A 15732-nucleotide genomic window follows, 5' to 3' on the forward strand; every position below is an offset into this window, starting at 1 on the left:
AAAACTGTTTCGGTCCGTGGACCGAAACAGTTTTTTCATAGTTTCTTGACGAATTCTGACTTGAGCTTCATCGCGCCGAACCCATCGATCTTGCAATCGATATCGTGATCACCGTCGACGAGGCGGATACTTTTCACTTTCGTCCCTTGTTTGACGACGAGTGACGTACCTTTCACTTTCAAGTCTTTGATGACCGTGACCGTATCTCCATCTTGGAGCACGTTCCCGTTCGCGTCTTTAACCTCAGCGTCCGCCTCGGCCTCGGCCGCCTCGCTCGGTGACCACTCGTAAGCACATTCCGGGCAGACGAGCAGAGCGCCATCTTCATAGACGTAGGCCGACTGACATTTTGGGCAATTCGGTAGTTCTGTCATCTTGATTCCTCCATTCGATTCACTGTTGCCAGTATACCGTATTTCAGAAGTGTCGATAGACAACATTTAGCCTTCTTGCGGTGTTTCGGGACCTGTCAAATCCAATTGATAAAATGACAAGTCGAGCCATTTTCCAAATTTGTAGCCGGCTCGTTTGATCGTCCCTGAATGAACGAAGCCCAGTTTTTCATGCGCTTTGATACTCGCGATGTTCGCAGCGTCGATTCCGCCGATCATCGTCTTATAGTCACGCGCTTCCGCGATGCGAATGATCTCACGAAGCAACTTGTTGCCGACACCTTTGCCTCGATAGCCCGGATGGACGTAGACAGAATGTTCGATCGCGTAATGATAGGCCGGCCATGGACGGAACGGACCAAACGTGGCGAAACCCATGACGACGTCGCCGTCTTGCCAGACGATGACAGGGTGTCCGGACGCTTTTTTATCTTCATACCAGGCGACTCGATTTTGAAGCGTCACCGGTTCATAGTGATAGACGGCAGTACTGTTGACGATGGCGTCATTGTAAATATGTAAGACGGCTTGAAGGTCGTCACGACGGCAATTACGGATCATACATACACCACTTTCATGAGTTTTCTTCATTATACGTATCTCGCTCTCAAAACACACGTCGCGACGCATTTTCCACAAAAAAAGGTCAGCCGCGTCGACTGACCGTATTCCGCTCAAGCTGCTAAGCGGTCGCACATCGAAGCGCATTCGAAGCAAACGCGCGCACACTCTTGGCAGTGCTCGTGCTTATGTTTTTCGCACTCTTGGGCGCACGCCTTACACATGACCGCACAAGCCCGTGCGAGTTCGGGCACGAACGCCGAATCCCGTGTCATCGCCTCGGCGAGGAACGAGCACATAGCGGCACATTCGCGGTCGAGCCGGATGCAATCGACCATCATCTTCACATCGCGCTCTTCAAGACACGATTCAAGACAGTAGTTACACGTCTCCACACAGTCATGCAACGTTTCAAGTTCATTCGCATAAATTCGGTGAGCCATTCGGACGTCCTCCTTTTTTAGTGACACGACAACGATACGTTACTGTTGTTCCCTAATCGCCAAAATAAAAACGACCTTCGACTAGCGTCTCGGATCGTTGACAAACGTGCGGTATAAATAGGCGATCCCGTTCAACAGCCGCTCGGAATATCGTTTCGGCACGAAGCGGAGCCGGTAGAGCCGATACATCCGTTTCAAGTCTTCCCATTGATGGTCGATATGCTGCCCTTGCCGGAACCGGGCCAAATCGATCAAATAGATGCGGCCTTGCGGACTGAGGATGATGTTGCGCAAATGTACGTCTGACGGGGTCAGTCCAAGCTGCCGCGCCTTAATCAGCGCCTCGTCGACTTGCTCGATGTACGCCGCGTCAATCCAAATCCCTTCGGTCAAACACTCGAACAGCGTTTTGCCTTCGATATAATCGATGACGATATAGTTCGGCCCGACTTCGTACAAATGCGGGAACTGGGGCAGCCCTTCGAGCGTACGATAAATCACGGCTTCTTCCGCCGCGATTTGAGTATAGCCCGGGAAGAACACTTTGATGACGAGTCGCGTATCTTTCACGCGAAATACGGCGGCGCTCCGTCCGATCCCATGCAGCTCGAGGTCTTGGTGATAAGCGGTGACACGCGTCTCGTGAACGTCTTGTTCGAACGACACGTCCGCATAAATTTCATAACAATTCATGAAGAACTCCTCTTTCTGTTTGTCTCTCGTCTATCATAACGGATTCCGTCACGATTGACCCTGTTTCAGCATCCCTGCTCGCGCGCAGAAAGTGACGCTGTTGGACAATACCCGTATAATGAAAGCGACAGACAATTAGGAGGAATCGATTATGCAACGAATCGCACTAACGGAAGACTTATCGTTCTCACGCATCATCCACGGAATGTGGCGTCTCGCCGAATGGGAGATGAGCCCACAGGAGCGTCTCACGTTCATCGAGCAATGTATCGAGCTCGGCATCACGACGTTCGACCACGCCGACATTTATGGCGGGTATACGTGTGAAGGATTATTTGGAGAGGCGTTGCGCCTCAAACCTTCGCTTCGCGACCAAATCGAAATCGTGACGAAGACGGGCATCAAATTGACCGGCTCATTCAACCCCGGCCAAACGCTCAACCATTATGATACGACGAAAGCACATATCATCAGCCAAACCGAACGTTCTTTGAGCGAGCTCGGAATTGACCAGATTGATACACTTTTGATCCATCGTCCCGATCCGCTCATGGATCCAGATGAAGTCGCCGAGGCGTTCATCACGTTGCAACAGAGCGGAAAAGTCCGGACGTTCGGCGTCTCGAACCACGTGCCGTCGACACAGCAATTGCTGCAGTCACGGCTACCGTTCCAACTCGTGACGAACCAGCTCGAGCTCTCGCCGATGCAGTTGAAACATTTCGAAGATGGTTCTGTCGACCTATGTCACGAAAAGCGGATGCCGCTCATGGCCTGGAGCCCGCTCGCCGGAGGCCAGTTATTCTCTGCAGACGACTACGCGCCGCTTCGTGAAAAACTTGAAGAGATCCGCGTCCGTCATGACGCTAGCGGTATCGATTCAATCGTCTATGCTTGGCTACTTAAGCATCCGGTCAATATCATGCCGATCATCGGCTCTGGGAAAATTGAACGAGTCCGCACCGGTGTCGACGCACTCGAAATCGAGCTCAGCCGTGAAGAATGGTTCGAAATTTTGAAAGCTTCACGCGGTCGCGACGTCGACTAAAAGAATATAAAAACCAATAAATACCTATAAAACCCATAATTCATTTCAACGCTTTCTATTCGTTTTTTAGCAATGACGCTATATCAAGGTTCATTCGTCAAAAATCGACAACGTTGAAATCGAGAAATTCCATTTCATATCCATAAGTGTAAATCAGACCCGCTCAGTTCAAGTCGAGCGGGTTTTTCGCTTTTTTATTTAAAAAACACATTAGTTTTCCTAAGACTAAAGTCACAAAAAAATGGTGCTACAATGATGAAAGTTATTCATCGAAGGAGTGCACCGCTGTGAAAAAGTACCTGCTTTTCTGTACGCTCGCCATTTTATCATTCCTGTTTGGATGTGAGGAAGAACATGCTTTTCGTTTACATACAGCTCCAGAGTACTATCAAGGTCGCGCCACGCTTCCTTCGGGGCAACAGATCGAGATGACCGAGTCCGACCGGACGAACGTGCTCGATGCTTGTTATCCAGAAGATGCGATCACGACCGTTCCCGCCGGCGACCGCCGTTTAGTCGGAACGGTCACGTTGACGCAGCCGTTGACGACGACAACGTCAACCGAAGCGTTCCCGACCGCCACATTCTTTGAAGTGGAGAATCAGTTTTACGTGCAATGTCAGGTAGGCACAATCACTTATATCAAACAAGTCGCATCCGTTCCCGACAGTCTCACGGCTTTTCAAGACTTGTCCGTCACTTATCCGTCCATCTCGAAACTGCGAAACGCTCAACCGCACGAACGACTTCAATTTCTAAACGAGATGGACAAACCGGTCGGCAACGAACCGTATCCGCTCCGGACTGCTCTCGAGCAAACGCTCGTCCACGTGACGATGCCGTTCAACGGTTCATATGAGTTCACGTTCGAGTCAATGGATACGGCTGAGACCCTCGTCGTCCCTATTGATTTATCTTCTAGACAGCCGTTTCTCTCGATCGGGTTTGGTACCGAGTCGGCTGATGGCGAACAGCGCTACGGGATTTATACCTCGTCAAACCAAGAGCTCTATCGCGACGTGATCCGACCGTTCGACGCGTCGTTCGACCGTTTTCTAGGAGCCCGGCAAGCAAGTACGCTCCTATCGACACTCGTAGCGAACAAACGCTATCCGTTGTTCAGCTTCTCGTTCACCCGCGATGGAAAAGCCCATAAACAAGTCGTGTCGATCACCTATAAAGAAGAAACCTTGTTGCGCGGGGATAGCTTGAAGAACGAAATGCGCCAACAATTCGACCACCGCCGGCACGTCATCTTTCACGAGCTCGCCTTGATCGGTACGGAATCGAAAGACGAGCCGTTTTTAAGCCACGCCACAGCTGACGATACGCAATTCATCTTCAATGCGATCGAGCGCGCGAAAGCCGTCTCGAAAGCCGGCACACCTGCCTCGACCCCTTATTTGACCGTCTTCGAAGGCATATGTGCACAAACGTTCGACGTCAGCTATGAAGGAAATGACGTGTTTTTGACGAATACGAAGACTGGGTCTCATTTCCAGCTGCTCCGCGACGATGCGGCCAAGTGGCAGGCCCAATTCATGGAGTAAAGGGGGCAAATGGCGTGCGAACCATCGGCATCACAACGTTGCTCATGGCGACAATCATCTTGACCGGTTGCACAGAACAAGAGTCCGCGCTCGACCTCAAAGTTCGCCCCATCCTATTCGACGGCTATCATTATGAACCGGACCAACAGTCGATGCAGCTCGACGAAACGGAACAGATTGCCGTGCATACGATTTGTGACGACACCGGCGCCGTTTCCATCTCGGACCGACCGTTCGTCTATGACGCGACGTATCGCAGTTTCTCACGTTTTTCGTCAAACTTCACGACGATGTCCGTGTTCCATGACGACGAGGCGACATACGCTTACTGTCAAACTGACGTTAGCCAATATGTGAAACTGATCGATGCCGATCTCCTCCCGGCCGCTCGGCGTGAAGCGGAGCCCGAACCGCTCCGACCGCGTTCTGTGGGCGTGTCCGATGCAATGCGTCAAACGACCGAAACCAAGCTTGAAGACGATCCGTTTTTCGAATTGATCCCATTCGATTCACCGTTTGTTACGCTGCACTCTCCTCTCTTCGCCTCACTCGCTCTAGAAGTGAAGACGCAGGACTCGTCGACGACATCTTTTCACCCATTTGACCCGAACATGAAGACGATGACGCTGTCGCTTTATCTCGTCAAGATGGACGGGGTTGTCCAACCGCTCTTGATTCGATCTTCTGAAAACAACATGGCATACGGGTCGCTCGATTCTGTTCCAGATGGCGGCATCCCGACACTTTCAACCGTCTATCCGTTGCCTGACGAACTCAAGTTCGGAGAAACATACCCGCTTTGGGAACTGTCTTATGATATTGGCGGGGAAACGGTGAAACAAACGATCTCGCTCTCCTATGAACCGCCGGTGATGATGACACAGTCAGAAGTCGACGCAGCAACGACAGAAGAAGTCGAGGAAGCGACCATCGGTTATTTCCATAAGACGTCGCTCTCCGGTAAGACCGAACTTCATCATTTGGACGCCATCCAAACGACCACTGCCGACGGAGAAACGCTTAAACAGATGCTGCAGCGGGCCGAACGCGTCAACCGGAACGGTGAGGCGGCCGCATATCCGCTATTCACCTTGGCCGAAGGCGTTAAGTCCCAAACGTTCGACGTGACGCTCCATGAACGTTCCAAAAAGACGGACGTCTATGTCACGACCAAGGGTAACCATTACAAACTCAGTTCCGAGGACAGCGCCACCTGGCTGTCGCTCGCCCCTTATTGACAGACGGTCTCCTGGCCGTCTGTCTTTGCACGTTCAGAGAGCAAAATCACCCGTTTCTAGATCGTCCATGTGCGACAATGGAGCCAAACGCTTCCGAAGGAGATGGTCTGATGACGAGACAATTTGACCGCGATGTCGCCGCACACTGGCAAGTCACGTATAAACAGAACGGCTATCCGCACGTCCAACAAGGGTGGGTGTTGCCCCCGGAACGAAAAGCCGAGTTCGACCCGTTCATTTTAATGGCCGAGGATTGGTTCAAGCGTGGCACGTTCTCTGACCATCCGCACCGCGGGTTTCAGACGATCACGTACGTCATCGACGGTCGGCTCGAGCATATTGACAACCATGGCGGTCATTCGGTTTTAGACGCCGGTGACGTTCAATATATGAACGCCGGTTGGGGAGCCCGGCATGCCGAGGAAGCCGTCGATGACGACTTGATCCATACGCTGCAACTATGGCTCAACTTGCCAAAATCGCTCAAATCGACGACGACATCCTATCAGAACGTATATGTCGAAGACGCCCCGGTCGTACCGATCGACGGCGGGCAGATGCGCGTCTACTCCGGCGACGTCGCCGGGGTAACGGGGCCGATGAACAGCCTCGTGCCGATCACGATGAGCGAAATCAGTTTGAAAGCCGGTGCCGTCTACGAGCACGTCTTGCCGACAAATCATAACGGATTCGTCTACGTGCTCGCCGGTTCAGTCGAGCTCGGCACGTCGGCGACCCCGCTCGCGAAAACGTACGTGGCGACGCTCACGTACGACGAAACAGCGGACAGCATGAGCGTACTCCGCGTCAAAGCGACGTCACGGGCCCGCCTGCTCGTCTACTCAGGACAGCCGATCCGTGAGGACTACATCGCCCATGGTCCGTTCGTCATGAATACCGAGGACGAGATTCGCCAAGCGTTCCGCGATTATCATGCCGGTAGTTTTGGACCCCCGGCACAATAACAAAAAGCCACGCGGCAGCGTGGCTTTACTTCGTTTTATCCGGCATGAGTACCGTCTGCTGGGTCGGAACCCGACCGATCGGTACGGTCCGTTCGACGAGGACGTATCGTTTCCCGTCCACCTCAAACTTCCGGTCGCCGAGATAATGGGCCGACTTGCCGTCCTCATAGAGTTTCGTCAAAATCGCCGGCACGTATTGATTCAAGTAAGTGTGATGATCATCGAGCGTCATGACGATATTGCCTTTGCTGTATCCCATCCACTGGTTCGACATGAAAAACATTAAAGAAATCACTCCGATGATCCCAATCACTAAAATAACCGTTTCCATCCAATCCCCCTCATCCTATAAATGCTTTATAACAATTTGACGTTTCGTTCGAAAACCGACACGCTCGTAAAACTTGGCGGCTTCTTCGTTCACCGACCAATAATCCAGTTCAATCGATGAGAAATCATGGTCAACGGCAAAGCGCTCGACATGCTCCATGACGAGACGGCCATAACCGTGTCTTTTCACGTCCGGGTTGATACTGATTTGATGGACGTAGAGCGTTCGCACTGCCTGACGAAATGCGTTGGCCTCACTCACTCGCTCTTGAAAACATACGTAGCCGATGATTTCATCGTCTACTTCGGCCGTAAAGAAATGATAAGTATCTTGTGCCATCATCTTCGAGAACGCCTCTTCGATCAACGCATGATCATACGCAGCAAAGAAAGTCGGTACCAGTTCGATATGATGCTCGTGAATCGGGCGGTTCAACGTGGCGATCAACGACGCATCATTGGTGGGGCGCAAGCGCATCATTAACCGCCCCCAGTGTGCGTGCCGTTTCGATCTTCCGTGATCCCGTGTGGCTTTTCATCACCACGCAACACGTGGTTCGAACTGACCGTCGCTGTTCCGTTCAACCGGCGCTGAATCGGACGGGCGAGGAAATAGCCGCCGAACAACGACGCCGGAAACACGAGAACGGCTGTCCCTAAGACGAGATACGTGTAACGTTGAATCTCTTCCGTTGCCGGGACGAACTGATGGACCCCATAGCGCAGGCCAAAGAATAATCCGATGAATACGAGCGCGACAAACGCGTACTCGATACATTTCCCAAGAAATTGCTTCATCCTGTTTCCCCCTCACCTTGTTATTTATCGTTACGAGATGAAGCAAAAAAAGTTTCATTTCTGTTGCTGGGACAAATACCAAAGCGTCGCCACTCGCTCCGTTTCGGACACCCATTCTTGTTTTCCTTGGATGTAGCTTTCGATATCTTCCGGATGTTGGCTCGCGAGCTGTTGTTTGAGAGCGGCATATTCGGCACGTACGTCCGGAAACGCCATCAAGTAGTCCCGAAAGGCCAAATGCCGGACGACCCCTTCGTCTCCTTCCTCGAAGACGTGGACATGGACCGTCCGCACGTCCTCACCTTTGGCGAAGAAGCGCCGTCTCGGAATACCGTGCTCGCCGAAACTGCGATAACCGAGGGCCTCCATGTGGCCGATCAATCCATCGACGCGTTCGATTTGGCGAACGACCGGCATGATATCGATGATCGGTTTGGCGTCAAGCCCCGGGACAGACGTGCTGCCGATATGATGAATCACAATCAGTTCACCGTCGAGCAATCGTTCGAGCCTGCTCGACTCGTCCTCAAACTTTTCCGTCCATGCTGTATCGTATTCCACAACCTCAACTTTTCTCATGTTGCTTCCTCCTTATTCCACGACAATTGACACTCATTGTCATCATACCCGTTTTCTCATGTCTTTAGAAATCCGCTTTGCCGACAGAAAGGTTTGTCGCGTCGCAAAATGGGAAATGCTTATACTAATGAAATCAGAACTGGAGAGTGGACCGTATGTTGACACAAAAACAAATCGATACGTTCAAAGAACGTCTACTAAAAGAGAAAGCCAAGACCGAAGGGTATCTGGAAAATCGTGAAGAAGTTTACGACGAAGGAGAGTTGTCGCACTATGACAACCATCCCGCCGATTCGGGAGAAGAGCTGTTTTTACGCGAACGTGACCACGCACTCACCGAACTCGATGAAGAATTTTTAACGGACGTCGATAAGGCGCTTCTCGCCATCAAAAACGGGACGTACGGAAAATGTGAAGTATGCGGGAAAGAAATTGAACTCGATCGGCTCGAGATCATCCCAGAAGCGACGCTTTGCATCGAACATGCACGTGAGCAGGAAGAACAAGAGCATCAAACAGACCTCGATCGTCCGGTCGAAGAAGATGTCCTCAATGCGTCTGAGACGGCTGCCCATAAACAGCTCGACGGAACAGATGACGCCGGGAAAAGTACTGACGCCTTCAGCCAAGTCGAAGACTTCGGAAGCTCGGATACAATCGCCGACACCAAAGGCAATCACGATCCAACCCGCGAATGAACGAGAGCCGCTGTAATGCGGCTTTTTTTGCGCAAAAAAACACGACGCTACGTCGCGTCGTGTCAATAAACCGCTTTGATTGGTGATGTGCCGCCGAGTACTTCCGCTACGTCCATCGGATTGACCGTATTGCCGGCCGAACTTGACGAGTAACCGTATTTTCCTTGATGCACCTCGAAATGTAAGTGAGGACCTGAAGAATTGCCCGTGTTGCCGATTTGGCCGATGCCTTCACCTTGAAGCAACGCTTGGCCTTTCTTCACTTCGATTTTATGCATATGGGCGTAGACGGTCGTCCACTTCTGTCCGTTCAAGTCATGCTCGATGAAGACGTGCTTGCCGTAAGGGCCGCTCGTCTTGACGTCGATGACCTTGCCGTCAGCCGCTGCATAGATCGGTGTCCCGACTTTGGCGGCGATATCGATCCCGTTGTGGAACGTATAGCCGAATTGTCCACTAGCAGGGCCGAACCCTTGTGACAGACGTCCCGTCGCCGGAATCATAAACTGATCTGGTGCGATTGCCGCTTTTTGCTTCTTCAAATCTGTTAATTGCGCAGCTTGTGCCTTCAACTGCTTATACGCTGCCGCATGTGAAGCCTTCGCCTGTTCCCGCTCGGCCTTCACTTCGGCCTGTTGATCACTCAATTCGTCTAACGCTCGAGCAGCTTCGGCTTCTCTCGCTTTTAAATCTGTCTCGGCTTTTTCGGATTCCGCCGCTTCCGCCTTCGCGCTAGGAAGGACAGACGACAGTACTTGTTTAAACAAAGACGTCTCTTCAGGGGTCGAAGCCGTTTCATACGCTTCGAGCTGAGTGCTTACTTGATCTAGTTTAGCTTGAAGCGCATCCGCCCGCGTCTCGACGGTCTGCACATGACGCTTCGCCTTTTCAACCGCTTGCTTTGATGCGCGAACACCACGCTCTATCTTCTGAAGGGACTTCGTCGTCTTGACGAGCTCTTGCGGGGTAAGTTGATCTGCTGAGGCCGACGCCGGGCCATTCAAAACGAGTACGCCGACACCGACAGTTAGTAAAAGTTGTTTCCACATATATTGATAAAACCTCCAAATAGGATGATTCGCTAGCTATATAAAAAGCTACAAGTGCGAATATAGCATCCCTACCTAAAAAGTTCAATATATGAAGCATTTCATTTGTATGTCGAACATTTCAAAACAATGAGCAAGCACTCTCACAATCTTCACGAAGAGTTCATCACCGTTTGTCTCGCTTCATTTTTAGGACGACAAAGACAATACCCACAGCAGTTATAAACGTCACCGCCGGCCCCCCGAACAGAAAGACGCGATCGATTGACGGAGACAAGTTCGTCGTCAATCCGAGAATCGTGAACAAGTTTCCGACGATGAGACCGACCATCAACATGGGAAGAAGACGTCTCATCAGACACCCGTCTCGCGCTTCACCATCTCAAACTGGGCGATGTCATCTTGTTTGAACCCGAGCGTTCGCGCCGCCTCGATCAATGCAGGACGATCCGACGTGAGCGTCAACTTGATCGGTCCATTCGCTGCGGCCGCCCGTAGGAGCCATTCCGCATCCTCATCCCGGCCGAAAACGTCGAGGAGGACGCCTGACCGGAACAAGAGCGCCCCTGTTTTGTCGCCTTCTGTGATCCGGACGAGCTCCGCTCGTTGCTGGGTCGTCCGGGCGTCCGTTTGCCAGATCGGTCGGTGCGATGCCGACGGGTAATAGCGATCGAACAGCGTCACGATCGGTTCGATCGCGCGTGTCGCTTCCGTTTCGGTCGGAACGGAGTCGAAATAAAAGATTTCGCGCACCGTCTCGTACCCGAGCCGCTCGTACAAAGCGAGTGCCGAGTCGTTGCCTTGGATGACTTCAAGTAGACGTGTCCCCGTTGCCTGCTCGTCAAAACGGCGCATCAACTCGCGGGCAATCCCTATTTTCCGAAACGCAGGGGAGACGGCCAGACCACCGCAACGCGTGACCCAACCTGTCTCTAAATGGGCCACCCCACTCAAGACGACACCGACCGGACGTCCGTCCGCATACGCGACGATGGAGCGTGACGGTTGATTTTGATCCCGGACGAGGAAGGTCGATTCGAATCCTGCCGCATCCATGTCAAAGCGAATTATGTAATCAGAAAACCCGTCCATGAAAGCTTGATACATGTCGGATAGTGGTGCATTTTGTTGATACGAGATCTGTTGGTCCATAGTTGGTCCTTTCCCATTCATTTTTTGTATACTGAAAGTGCGCTACTTCTAATGAGGGAGGAATAACGATGTCATCCGTCACACTCGAACCGCTTCAAGACAAACACTGGCCCGTCCTCGAGACGTTCACGCTGCCGCTCGATCAAGAGAAATATACGACGTTGCCAAAAGATATCGACTCGATAATCCCGGACGGTGTGCACCCCGTCGTCATTGTGAACGCTATACCCGTCGGCGAACAACGAATCATGTCGCTGACGGTTTGAGTTCACCGGGCAGCATCGCATAGACGGCCGTGTCGGTCAGGCGGTTGCCATCGGCGGACAAGTCGTCGTTCCGCAGTATGCCTTCAAGTTGAAACCCTAGACGTTCTGGTATCATCCGGCTGCCCCGGTTCGTCGACTCACAACGGACCTCGATCCGTTTGAATCCGAAATGTGTAAACCCGAACCGCGTGACCGCCTCGACCGCTTCGCCCATGTAGCCGTGTCCGGTGTGCATCGAATGCAGCCAGTACCCGATCTCTGCCTTCGGGACGTCCCAGTCGATGCCTTGCAGACTGACCGTGCCGACGAACGTTCCCGTATCTCGTAAAAAGATGAGGTAGCGAAAACTCTCCTCTTGCACATAAAGTTCGTGGGCACGTCGTAAATTGATCTCGGTCTCTTCTAACGTCGGGACCGTTTGAGCGAACGGCAACCACTGCCGGAACTCCTCATGTGAATCGCGAATCGCCGCGTTCACGACACGCTCGTCACCGCTCATGCGCGGTGCCCGCAATCGTAAGCGCGCCGTCTCAATCTCGAGCGGTGTTACTGGATGTACAACTTCCATCTCGTCAATTCCCCCTCTTCACTTGCGAAAACACCAAACTAGAACTCCCCCTAAACCGAGCACGAACAATCCGTTCAACAGTCGCCAGATGATATCAATCATGATGGCCTTCTGCTTTCTCCCGAAATGTCCGAACCCCTTCAATCACTTGGTTCCAGTATGTCTCCGGATGTGGAACGAACGTCTCTTTCGTCACGCGTAACGTCTTTCCGGTTACGACCGAAGTTGCCTCAATCTGTTCGCGCGAACCGTCGAGCAAGGCGACGAACGCCTCGAAGTCAACTTTGCCGACGTCTGCTACTTCGTCAACGTCTAACGTGAACGCCTCCCCAGCGTACGGATAGACATATGTATGGGCGAACTCCCGGTCTAGAAACGCTCCCGTCTCAATCACGTCTTCAAACACTCCGAGAGCAGTCAGTTGATCGAGTGATAACTCGATTCCCAGTTCTTCTTGAATCTCACGGACCCCGTCCCGGACCGTCTCTCCGACAACCAGATGTCCTGCTGCCGTGATATCGAACAGTCCTGGAAAATCTTGTTTCGTCTCGCTGCGGAGCTGTAAGTAAAGATGCGTCGGGTCAATCATCCAGCAGTGAAACGTCTCATGCCAATCGCCGTCACGATGGACGTCGGACCGGGGCTTCAACCCGATTCTTTTACGTGTCCGGTCGACCACGGTAATAAATTCGCTCATGTCGTCACTCCATTCTCTAAAAAGGTGATCGTCCCGGCGGTCGCATCGAGCTCGACGTCGATGCCAATCGTATCGCCCGGCCGTAACGCGGTCGGTTTAATCAGTGTCGACACATGTATCCCTCCATTTTGTTCCATACGTTTACTGTACGGGTTTCGAAGGGGCAACGACAACCCAAACTAAAACAGATCAGGGTCTTCCGACAATGTCCGGACTTTCCTGACTTTTCGGTGACGACCAGTCCAGCCAAGTGTCGTGAAGAAAAAACCGCCCCCGACCATACAGAACAGCGCGACCAATCCTGCCACGACGCCATCAAATCCGTAGCGCTCGCCGCTCGCGACGAGTAGTAGCGGCGAAAAGAGGAAGGAAACCACTAGCATGATCAGCCCACCCCACACCCGCCGTCTGGGAAACCCGATCGTCCACCACCCGAAAACAATCAATCCTAAAATGATTAACCCAACCATCCCGACTAGAACCATCGTCAGCGCCTCCACTCTTCAATTTTTTTACTATATTCCGCATCTGTCATTCAAATCCCTGTAAAAATCAGCCTATATAAATTCCTGATTTCGGGTAAATAACTAATGGAAACCATCGCACCGGGGTACCGCAGAGGAGGATCACCATGAGAGCTAGACTCATCTTTGCCTTCGCGTTCATCGGTCTTTTTTTATTAGCAGTCTATTGGGTGAGCACGTGGAACGATCACACGCTCGACGGACGCATCGAACGGATTGAAATCCCTCAACTAATGATTGGTCCAGCCGAGGCGGATATGGATGAAATCAAATTGCATACGATTCTAGTTAATGACCAGACGGAAGTGACGGGTCTTGCTAGCGACGTGCAAGAACTTCGCGCCGGTCAACATGTGACCATCGAGCTCGATCCGGATGCGACGCTCAAGATTGCGCTATCGATTCATGTAACGTCTGATTGAACGAAGAATCATCATTTTTCAAGAAAACGGGCTTAATTTTTATAGAACAGTGGAATATGACAACAGGTAGCTGAAAGGAGACAAATACATGATTTCAAATACATTGTTGTCGAGTAAAGTCGCGTTTGTCACAGGAGCGGCGTCAGGAATCGGACGCGCCGCTGTCATCCGGTTCGTCCAAGCGGGGGCAAAAGTCGCCATCGTCGACTTGAACCAAGAGGACTCCGAGAAGCTCGCGAGCTTGATCGGCGAGGACCGCGCCATCGGAATTAGTGCTGACGTCTCAAACGAAGACGAGATGAAACGGGCTTATGAACAGACGGTCGAACGGTTCGGACATGTCGATATCGTGTTTGCGAACGCGGGTCGGAACGGGACGATCACACCGATCGAGCACTTGTCGCTCGAAGATTGGAACGGGGTCGTCGAGACGAACTTGACGGGCACGTTCTTGACCGTGAAACATGCGATCCCTTACTTGAAAGAGAAAGGCGGCAGCATCATCATCACGTCGTCGATCAACGGGAACCGTTACTTTAAAAACTTTGGCTTCAGCGGATATGCGACGACGAAAGCCGGCCAGACCGGTTTTGCGAAAATGGCCGCGGCCGAGCTCGCCCAGTTCGGCATTCGGGTCAACTCGATCTGTCCGGGTGCGATCGATACGAATATCGATGACTCGACGAACCGGGACGACGCGTTACTCGAAGAAATCGTCTTTCCGATCGAATATCCAGAAGGCAACCAACCGCTCGCCGGAAAATCAGGTACGGCGAAGCAAGTAGCCGACGTCGTCTTGTTCTTTGCGAGCAATATGTCGAGCCATGTCACCGGATCAGAAGTGTACGTCGACGGTGCCGAATCACTACTCTAACGACAACAGGTCGCCCCGCGGGGCGACCTGTTTATTTGAGGATCGGACTTTTCATAACTGCTTTTTGATAAAACGGTGTAAAACCAAGGCGTTCCATGTTGCGTCCCGAGGCGGTATCGACTTTCGTCGTCACCGTCACGTACTCGCAACCCATCGCTTTTGCCGCGGCGGCTCGCTCTAAAATGAGTTGGGTCTGATACCCTTTTCCCCGATAATCGGGAATCGTGCTCGTCAAAAACAGTTCCCCCATCCCATCCTGAACGGCGAGAATACCACCGGCGACCGCTGTCTCGTCTTCACGGACGAGAAACGCCTGGTTTTCCGGTAACGCATAAAACCCTTTCGCCGTATCAATCGTCTCTTGCAGGACGGTCCCCGTCTCGGCGAATCCTGTCGCGATCGCCCGAGCCCATTCGTTCACGTTATCGGCGTGCACACGTTCGACACGTGTCGCTTCACTCTCTGGCAACTCAAACGCGTTCACATCGAGCAACCAGACGTCGAGAAAGTGATCGAGCGTATAGTTTCGTTCCTGCAGCAGGCGAATGAGCGACATGTCCGCGAGTGGACACACCTCAATATGTAGGCGGGACACGTTCTTACCACGGACCCACTTCTCCATTTGGTGCAGATCGTAAAAGCTCGTCGGACGGTTCAAGCCGAACCCGACCGCAAAACTCGTATTCCCCATCCGGAACACATGACCTTTATTTTCAACGATTAACTCCGAGCCTTCATAGGGAGGGGTCTGTTTTCGATGCCTGATGTAGGCAGACGTCCCTTCCGCTTTGATGCGTTCGATGCGCCTGGCTAGTTCTAAGCGTTTCATCTCGTTCCCTCCCTCTAATCTTCCCTGAGTTTACCACACTTCGATTGCGAACAGAT

23 protein-coding genes are annotated in these 15732 nt (G+C 52.2%); 8 read left to right on the forward strand and 15 right to left on the reverse strand.

All coding sequences use genetic code 11. The features are described from left to right. Positions 1-35 precede the first annotated feature (35 nt). From EVJ30_RS06255 to EVJ30_RS06270, 4 genes are all read right to left on the reverse strand, one after another. Entirely contained in the window at positions 36-374 is a 339-nt protein-coding gene (locus EVJ30_RS06255) for a zinc ribbon domain-containing protein YjdM (RefSeq protein WP_131439500.1), read from the reverse strand. 66 nt (positions 375-440) lie between these two features. Further along, the gene (locus EVJ30_RS06260; protein WP_131457592.1) at positions 441-953 is read right to left on the reverse strand and encodes a GNAT family N-acetyltransferase; all 513 of its coding nucleotides are present in this window, start codon (positions 951-953) and stop codon (positions 441-443) included. 113 nt (positions 954-1066) lie between these two features. Beyond that, positions 1067-1396 (reverse strand): four-helix bundle copper-binding protein, encoded by a 330-nt coding sequence (locus EVJ30_RS06265; RefSeq protein WP_070329275.1) that lies wholly within the window; start codon positions 1394-1396, stop codon positions 1067-1069. An 81-nt stretch (positions 1397-1477) separates the two neighbouring features. Beyond that, the gene (locus tag EVJ30_RS06270; RefSeq protein ID WP_131457593.1) at positions 1478-2089 is read right to left on the reverse strand and encodes a protein kinase family protein; all 612 of its coding nucleotides are present in this window, start codon (positions 2087-2089) and stop codon (positions 1478-1480) included. Between the two features lie 151 nt (positions 2090-2240). Between EVJ30_RS06270 and EVJ30_RS06275 the strand changes: the two genes are divergently transcribed. The 4 genes from EVJ30_RS06275 (at position 2241) to EVJ30_RS06290 (ending at position 6890) form a co-directional block, all read left to right on the forward strand. Beyond that, positions 2241-3137: an aldo/keto reductase gene (locus EVJ30_RS06275; protein WP_131457594.1), complete on the forward strand. Its 897-nt coding sequence runs from the start codon at positions 2241-2243 to the stop codon at positions 3135-3137. A gap of 287 nt (positions 3138-3424) precedes the next feature. Next, positions 3425-4687 (forward strand): hypothetical protein, encoded by a 1263-nt coding sequence (locus EVJ30_RS06280; RefSeq protein ID WP_236636015.1) that lies wholly within the window; start codon positions 3425-3427, stop codon positions 4685-4687. Positions 4688-4701: 14 nt separating this feature from the next. After that, the gene (locus EVJ30_RS06285) at positions 4702-5925 is read left to right on the forward strand and encodes a hypothetical protein (RefSeq protein ID WP_131468412.1); all 1224 of its coding nucleotides are present in this window, start codon (positions 4702-4704) and stop codon (positions 5923-5925) included. 110 nt (positions 5926-6035) lie between these two features. Beyond that, a complete protein-coding gene (locus EVJ30_RS06290) occupies positions 6036-6890 on the forward strand; it encodes a pirin family protein (RefSeq protein ID WP_201739063.1) in 855 nt (284 codons plus the stop codon). A gap of 25 nt (positions 6891-6915) precedes the next feature. Here the strand turns inward: EVJ30_RS06290 and EVJ30_RS06295 are convergent, their stop codons facing one another. From EVJ30_RS06295 to EVJ30_RS06310, 4 genes are all read right to left on the reverse strand, one after another. Continuing rightward, the gene (locus tag EVJ30_RS06295) at positions 6916-7164 is read right to left on the reverse strand and encodes a hypothetical protein (protein WP_236636018.1); all 249 of its coding nucleotides are present in this window, start codon (positions 7162-7164) and stop codon (positions 6916-6918) included. Positions 7165-7236: 72 nt separating this feature from the next. Continuing rightward, positions 7237-7701, reverse strand: coding sequence for a GNAT family N-acetyltransferase (locus EVJ30_RS06300; RefSeq protein ID WP_131457597.1), 465 nt, complete (start codon positions 7699-7701; stop codon positions 7237-7239). Then, the gene (locus tag EVJ30_RS06305; protein WP_131468416.1) at positions 7701-8018 is read right to left on the reverse strand and encodes a hypothetical protein; all 318 of its coding nucleotides are present in this window, start codon (positions 8016-8018) and stop codon (positions 7701-7703) included. Before EVJ30_RS06305 ends, EVJ30_RS06300 begins: the two co-directional genes overlap by 1 nt. A 54-nt stretch (positions 8019-8072) precedes the next feature. Beyond that, positions 8073-8597: a GrpB family protein gene (locus EVJ30_RS06310; protein ID WP_071398548.1), complete on the reverse strand. Its 525-nt coding sequence runs from the start codon at positions 8595-8597 to the stop codon at positions 8073-8075. A gap of 155 nt (positions 8598-8752) precedes the next feature. Here EVJ30_RS06310 and EVJ30_RS06315 point away from each other — a divergent pair, with 155 nt between their 5' ends. Continuing rightward, positions 8753-9295 (forward strand): TraR/DksA C4-type zinc finger protein, encoded by a 543-nt coding sequence (locus EVJ30_RS06315; RefSeq protein WP_131457599.1) that lies wholly within the window; start codon positions 8753-8755, stop codon positions 9293-9295. Positions 9296-9357: 62 nt separating this feature from the next. On the opposite strand, the gene EVJ30_RS06320 is transcribed toward EVJ30_RS06315, so the two are convergent. The 3 genes from EVJ30_RS06320 to EVJ30_RS06330 all read right to left on the reverse strand — a co-directional run bounded on the left by EVJ30_RS06320 (position 9358) and on the right by EVJ30_RS06330 (position 11496). Beyond that, positions 9358-10344 carry a M23 family metallopeptidase gene (locus EVJ30_RS06320; protein ID WP_131468418.1) on the reverse strand — a complete coding sequence of 329 codons (987 nt, stop codon included), beginning with the start codon at positions 10342-10344 and terminating at the stop codon, positions 9358-9360. Between the two features lie 166 nt (positions 10345-10510). After that, positions 10511-10681: a hypothetical protein gene (locus tag EVJ30_RS06325; RefSeq protein ID WP_161566978.1), complete on the reverse strand. Its 171-nt coding sequence runs from the start codon at positions 10679-10681 to the stop codon at positions 10511-10513. Positions 10682-10698: 17 nt separating this feature from the next. Further along, positions 10699-11496: a GNAT family N-acetyltransferase gene (locus EVJ30_RS06330; RefSeq protein WP_131468420.1), complete on the reverse strand. Its 798-nt coding sequence runs from the start codon at positions 11494-11496 to the stop codon at positions 10699-10701. Positions 11497-11564: 68 nt separating this feature from the next. Between EVJ30_RS06330 and EVJ30_RS06335 the strand changes: the two genes are divergently transcribed. Beyond that, positions 11565-11762 (forward strand): hypothetical protein, encoded by a 198-nt coding sequence (locus EVJ30_RS06335; RefSeq protein ID WP_201738417.1) that lies wholly within the window; start codon positions 11565-11567, stop codon positions 11760-11762. Here EVJ30_RS06335 and EVJ30_RS06340 read toward each other — a convergent pair. The 3 genes from EVJ30_RS06340 to EVJ30_RS06350 form a co-directional block, all read right to left on the reverse strand. Next, on the reverse strand, positions 11743-12330 hold the full coding sequence (locus EVJ30_RS06340; protein WP_131468422.1) for a GNAT family N-acetyltransferase: 588 nt from the start codon (positions 12328-12330) through the stop codon (positions 11743-11745). The genes EVJ30_RS06335 and EVJ30_RS06340 overlap by 20 nt on opposite strands. Positions 12331-12424: 94 nt before the next feature. After that, a complete protein-coding gene (locus tag EVJ30_RS06345; RefSeq protein ID WP_131468424.1) occupies positions 12425-13027 on the reverse strand; it encodes an NUDIX hydrolase in 603 nt (200 codons plus the stop codon). Between the two features lie 179 nt (positions 13028-13206). Beyond that, a complete protein-coding gene (locus EVJ30_RS06350) occupies positions 13207-13512 on the reverse strand; it encodes a hypothetical protein (protein WP_131457604.1) in 306 nt (101 codons plus the stop codon). Between the two features lie 146 nt (positions 13513-13658). Between EVJ30_RS06350 and EVJ30_RS06355 the strand changes: the two genes are divergently transcribed. Both EVJ30_RS06355 and EVJ30_RS06360 read left to right on the forward strand, forming a co-directional pair. Next, positions 13659-13973, forward strand: coding sequence for a hypothetical protein (locus EVJ30_RS06355; protein ID WP_131468426.1), 315 nt, complete (start codon positions 13659-13661; stop codon positions 13971-13973). Positions 13974-14061: 88 nt separating this feature from the next. Next, positions 14062-14847: an SDR family oxidoreductase gene (locus EVJ30_RS06360; protein ID WP_131468428.1), complete on the forward strand. Its 786-nt coding sequence runs from the start codon at positions 14062-14064 to the stop codon at positions 14845-14847. A gap of 31 nt (positions 14848-14878) precedes the next feature. Here EVJ30_RS06360 and EVJ30_RS06365 read toward each other — a convergent pair whose 3' ends face one another. Then, complete coding sequence (locus tag EVJ30_RS06365; RefSeq protein ID WP_131468430.1) at positions 14879-15676, reverse strand: GNAT family N-acetyltransferase; 798 nt, start codon at positions 15674-15676, stop codon at positions 14879-14881. Positions 15677-15732 lie beyond the last annotated feature (56 nt).

It is taken from the genome of Exiguobacterium sp. SH5S13 (assembly GCF_004337085.1).
GTDB lineage: Bacteria > Bacillota > Bacilli > Exiguobacteriales > Exiguobacteriaceae > Exiguobacterium > Exiguobacterium aurantiacum_A.

Coding starts and splice junctions, on each gene's coding strand:
- EVJ30_RS06330 (WP_131468420.1), bottom strand. CDS start 11,496: ATGGACCAACAGATCTCGTATCAACAAAATGCACCACTATCCGACATG.
- EVJ30_RS06350 (WP_131457604.1), bottom strand. CDS start 13,512: ATGGTTCTAGTCGGGATGGTTGGGTTAATCATTTTAGGATTGATTGTT.
- EVJ30_RS06355 (WP_131468426.1), top strand. CDS start 13,659: ATGAGAGCTAGACTCATCTTTGCCTTCGCGTTCATCGGTCTTTTTTTA.
- EVJ30_RS06320 (WP_131468418.1), bottom strand. CDS start 10,344: ATGTGGAAACAACTTTTACTAACTGTCGGTGTCGGCGTACTCGTTTTG.
- EVJ30_RS06255 (WP_131439500.1), bottom strand. CDS start 374: ATGACAGAACTACCGAATTGCCCAAAATGTCAGTCGGCCTACGTCTAT.
- EVJ30_RS06345 (WP_131468424.1), bottom strand. CDS start 13,027: ATGAGCGAATTTATTACCGTGGTCGACCGGACACGTAAAAGAATCGGG.
- EVJ30_RS06265 (WP_070329275.1), bottom strand. CDS start 1,396: ATGGCTCACCGAATTTATGCGAATGAACTTGAAACGTTGCATGACTGT.
- EVJ30_RS06305 (WP_131468416.1), bottom strand. CDS start 8,018: ATGAAGCAATTTCTTGGGAAATGTATCGAGTACGCGTTTGTCGCGCTC.
- EVJ30_RS06275 (WP_131457594.1), top strand. CDS start 2,241: ATGCAACGAATCGCACTAACGGAAGACTTATCGTTCTCACGCATCATC.
- EVJ30_RS06270 (WP_131457593.1), bottom strand. CDS start 2,089: ATGAATTGTTATGAAATTTATGCGGACGTGTCGTTCGAACAAGACGTT.
- EVJ30_RS06340 (WP_131468422.1), bottom strand. CDS start 12,330: ATGGAAGTTGTACATCCAGTAACACCGCTCGAGATTGAGACGGCGCGC.
- EVJ30_RS06295 (WP_236636018.1), bottom strand. CDS start 7,164: ATGTCGAACCAGTGGATGGGATACAGCAAAGGCAATATCGTCATGACG.
- EVJ30_RS06365 (WP_131468430.1), bottom strand. CDS start 15,676: ATGAAACGCTTAGAACTAGCCAGGCGCATCGAACGCATCAAAGCGGAA.
- EVJ30_RS06310 (WP_071398548.1), bottom strand. CDS start 8,597: ATGAGAAAAGTTGAGGTTGTGGAATACGATACAGCATGGACGGAAAAG.
- EVJ30_RS06290 (WP_201739063.1), top strand. CDS start 6,036: ATGACGAGACAATTTGACCGCGATGTCGCCGCACACTGGCAAGTCACG.
- EVJ30_RS06360 (WP_131468428.1), top strand. CDS start 14,062: ATGATTTCAAATACATTGTTGTCGAGTAAAGTCGCGTTTGTCACAGGA.
- EVJ30_RS06325 (WP_161566978.1), bottom strand. CDS start 10,681: ATGTTGATGGTCGGTCTCATCGTCGGAAACTTGTTCACGATTCTCGGA.
- EVJ30_RS06260 (WP_131457592.1), bottom strand. CDS start 953: ATGATCCGTAATTGCCGTCGTGACGACCTTCAAGCCGTCTTACATATT.
- EVJ30_RS06315 (WP_131457599.1), top strand. CDS start 8,753: ATGTTGACACAAAAACAAATCGATACGTTCAAAGAACGTCTACTAAAA.
- EVJ30_RS06335 (WP_201738417.1), top strand. CDS start 11,565: ATGTCATCCGTCACACTCGAACCGCTTCAAGACAAACACTGGCCCGTC.
- EVJ30_RS06300 (WP_131457597.1), bottom strand. CDS start 7,701: ATGATGCGCTTGCGCCCCACCAATGATGCGTCGTTGATCGCCACGTTG.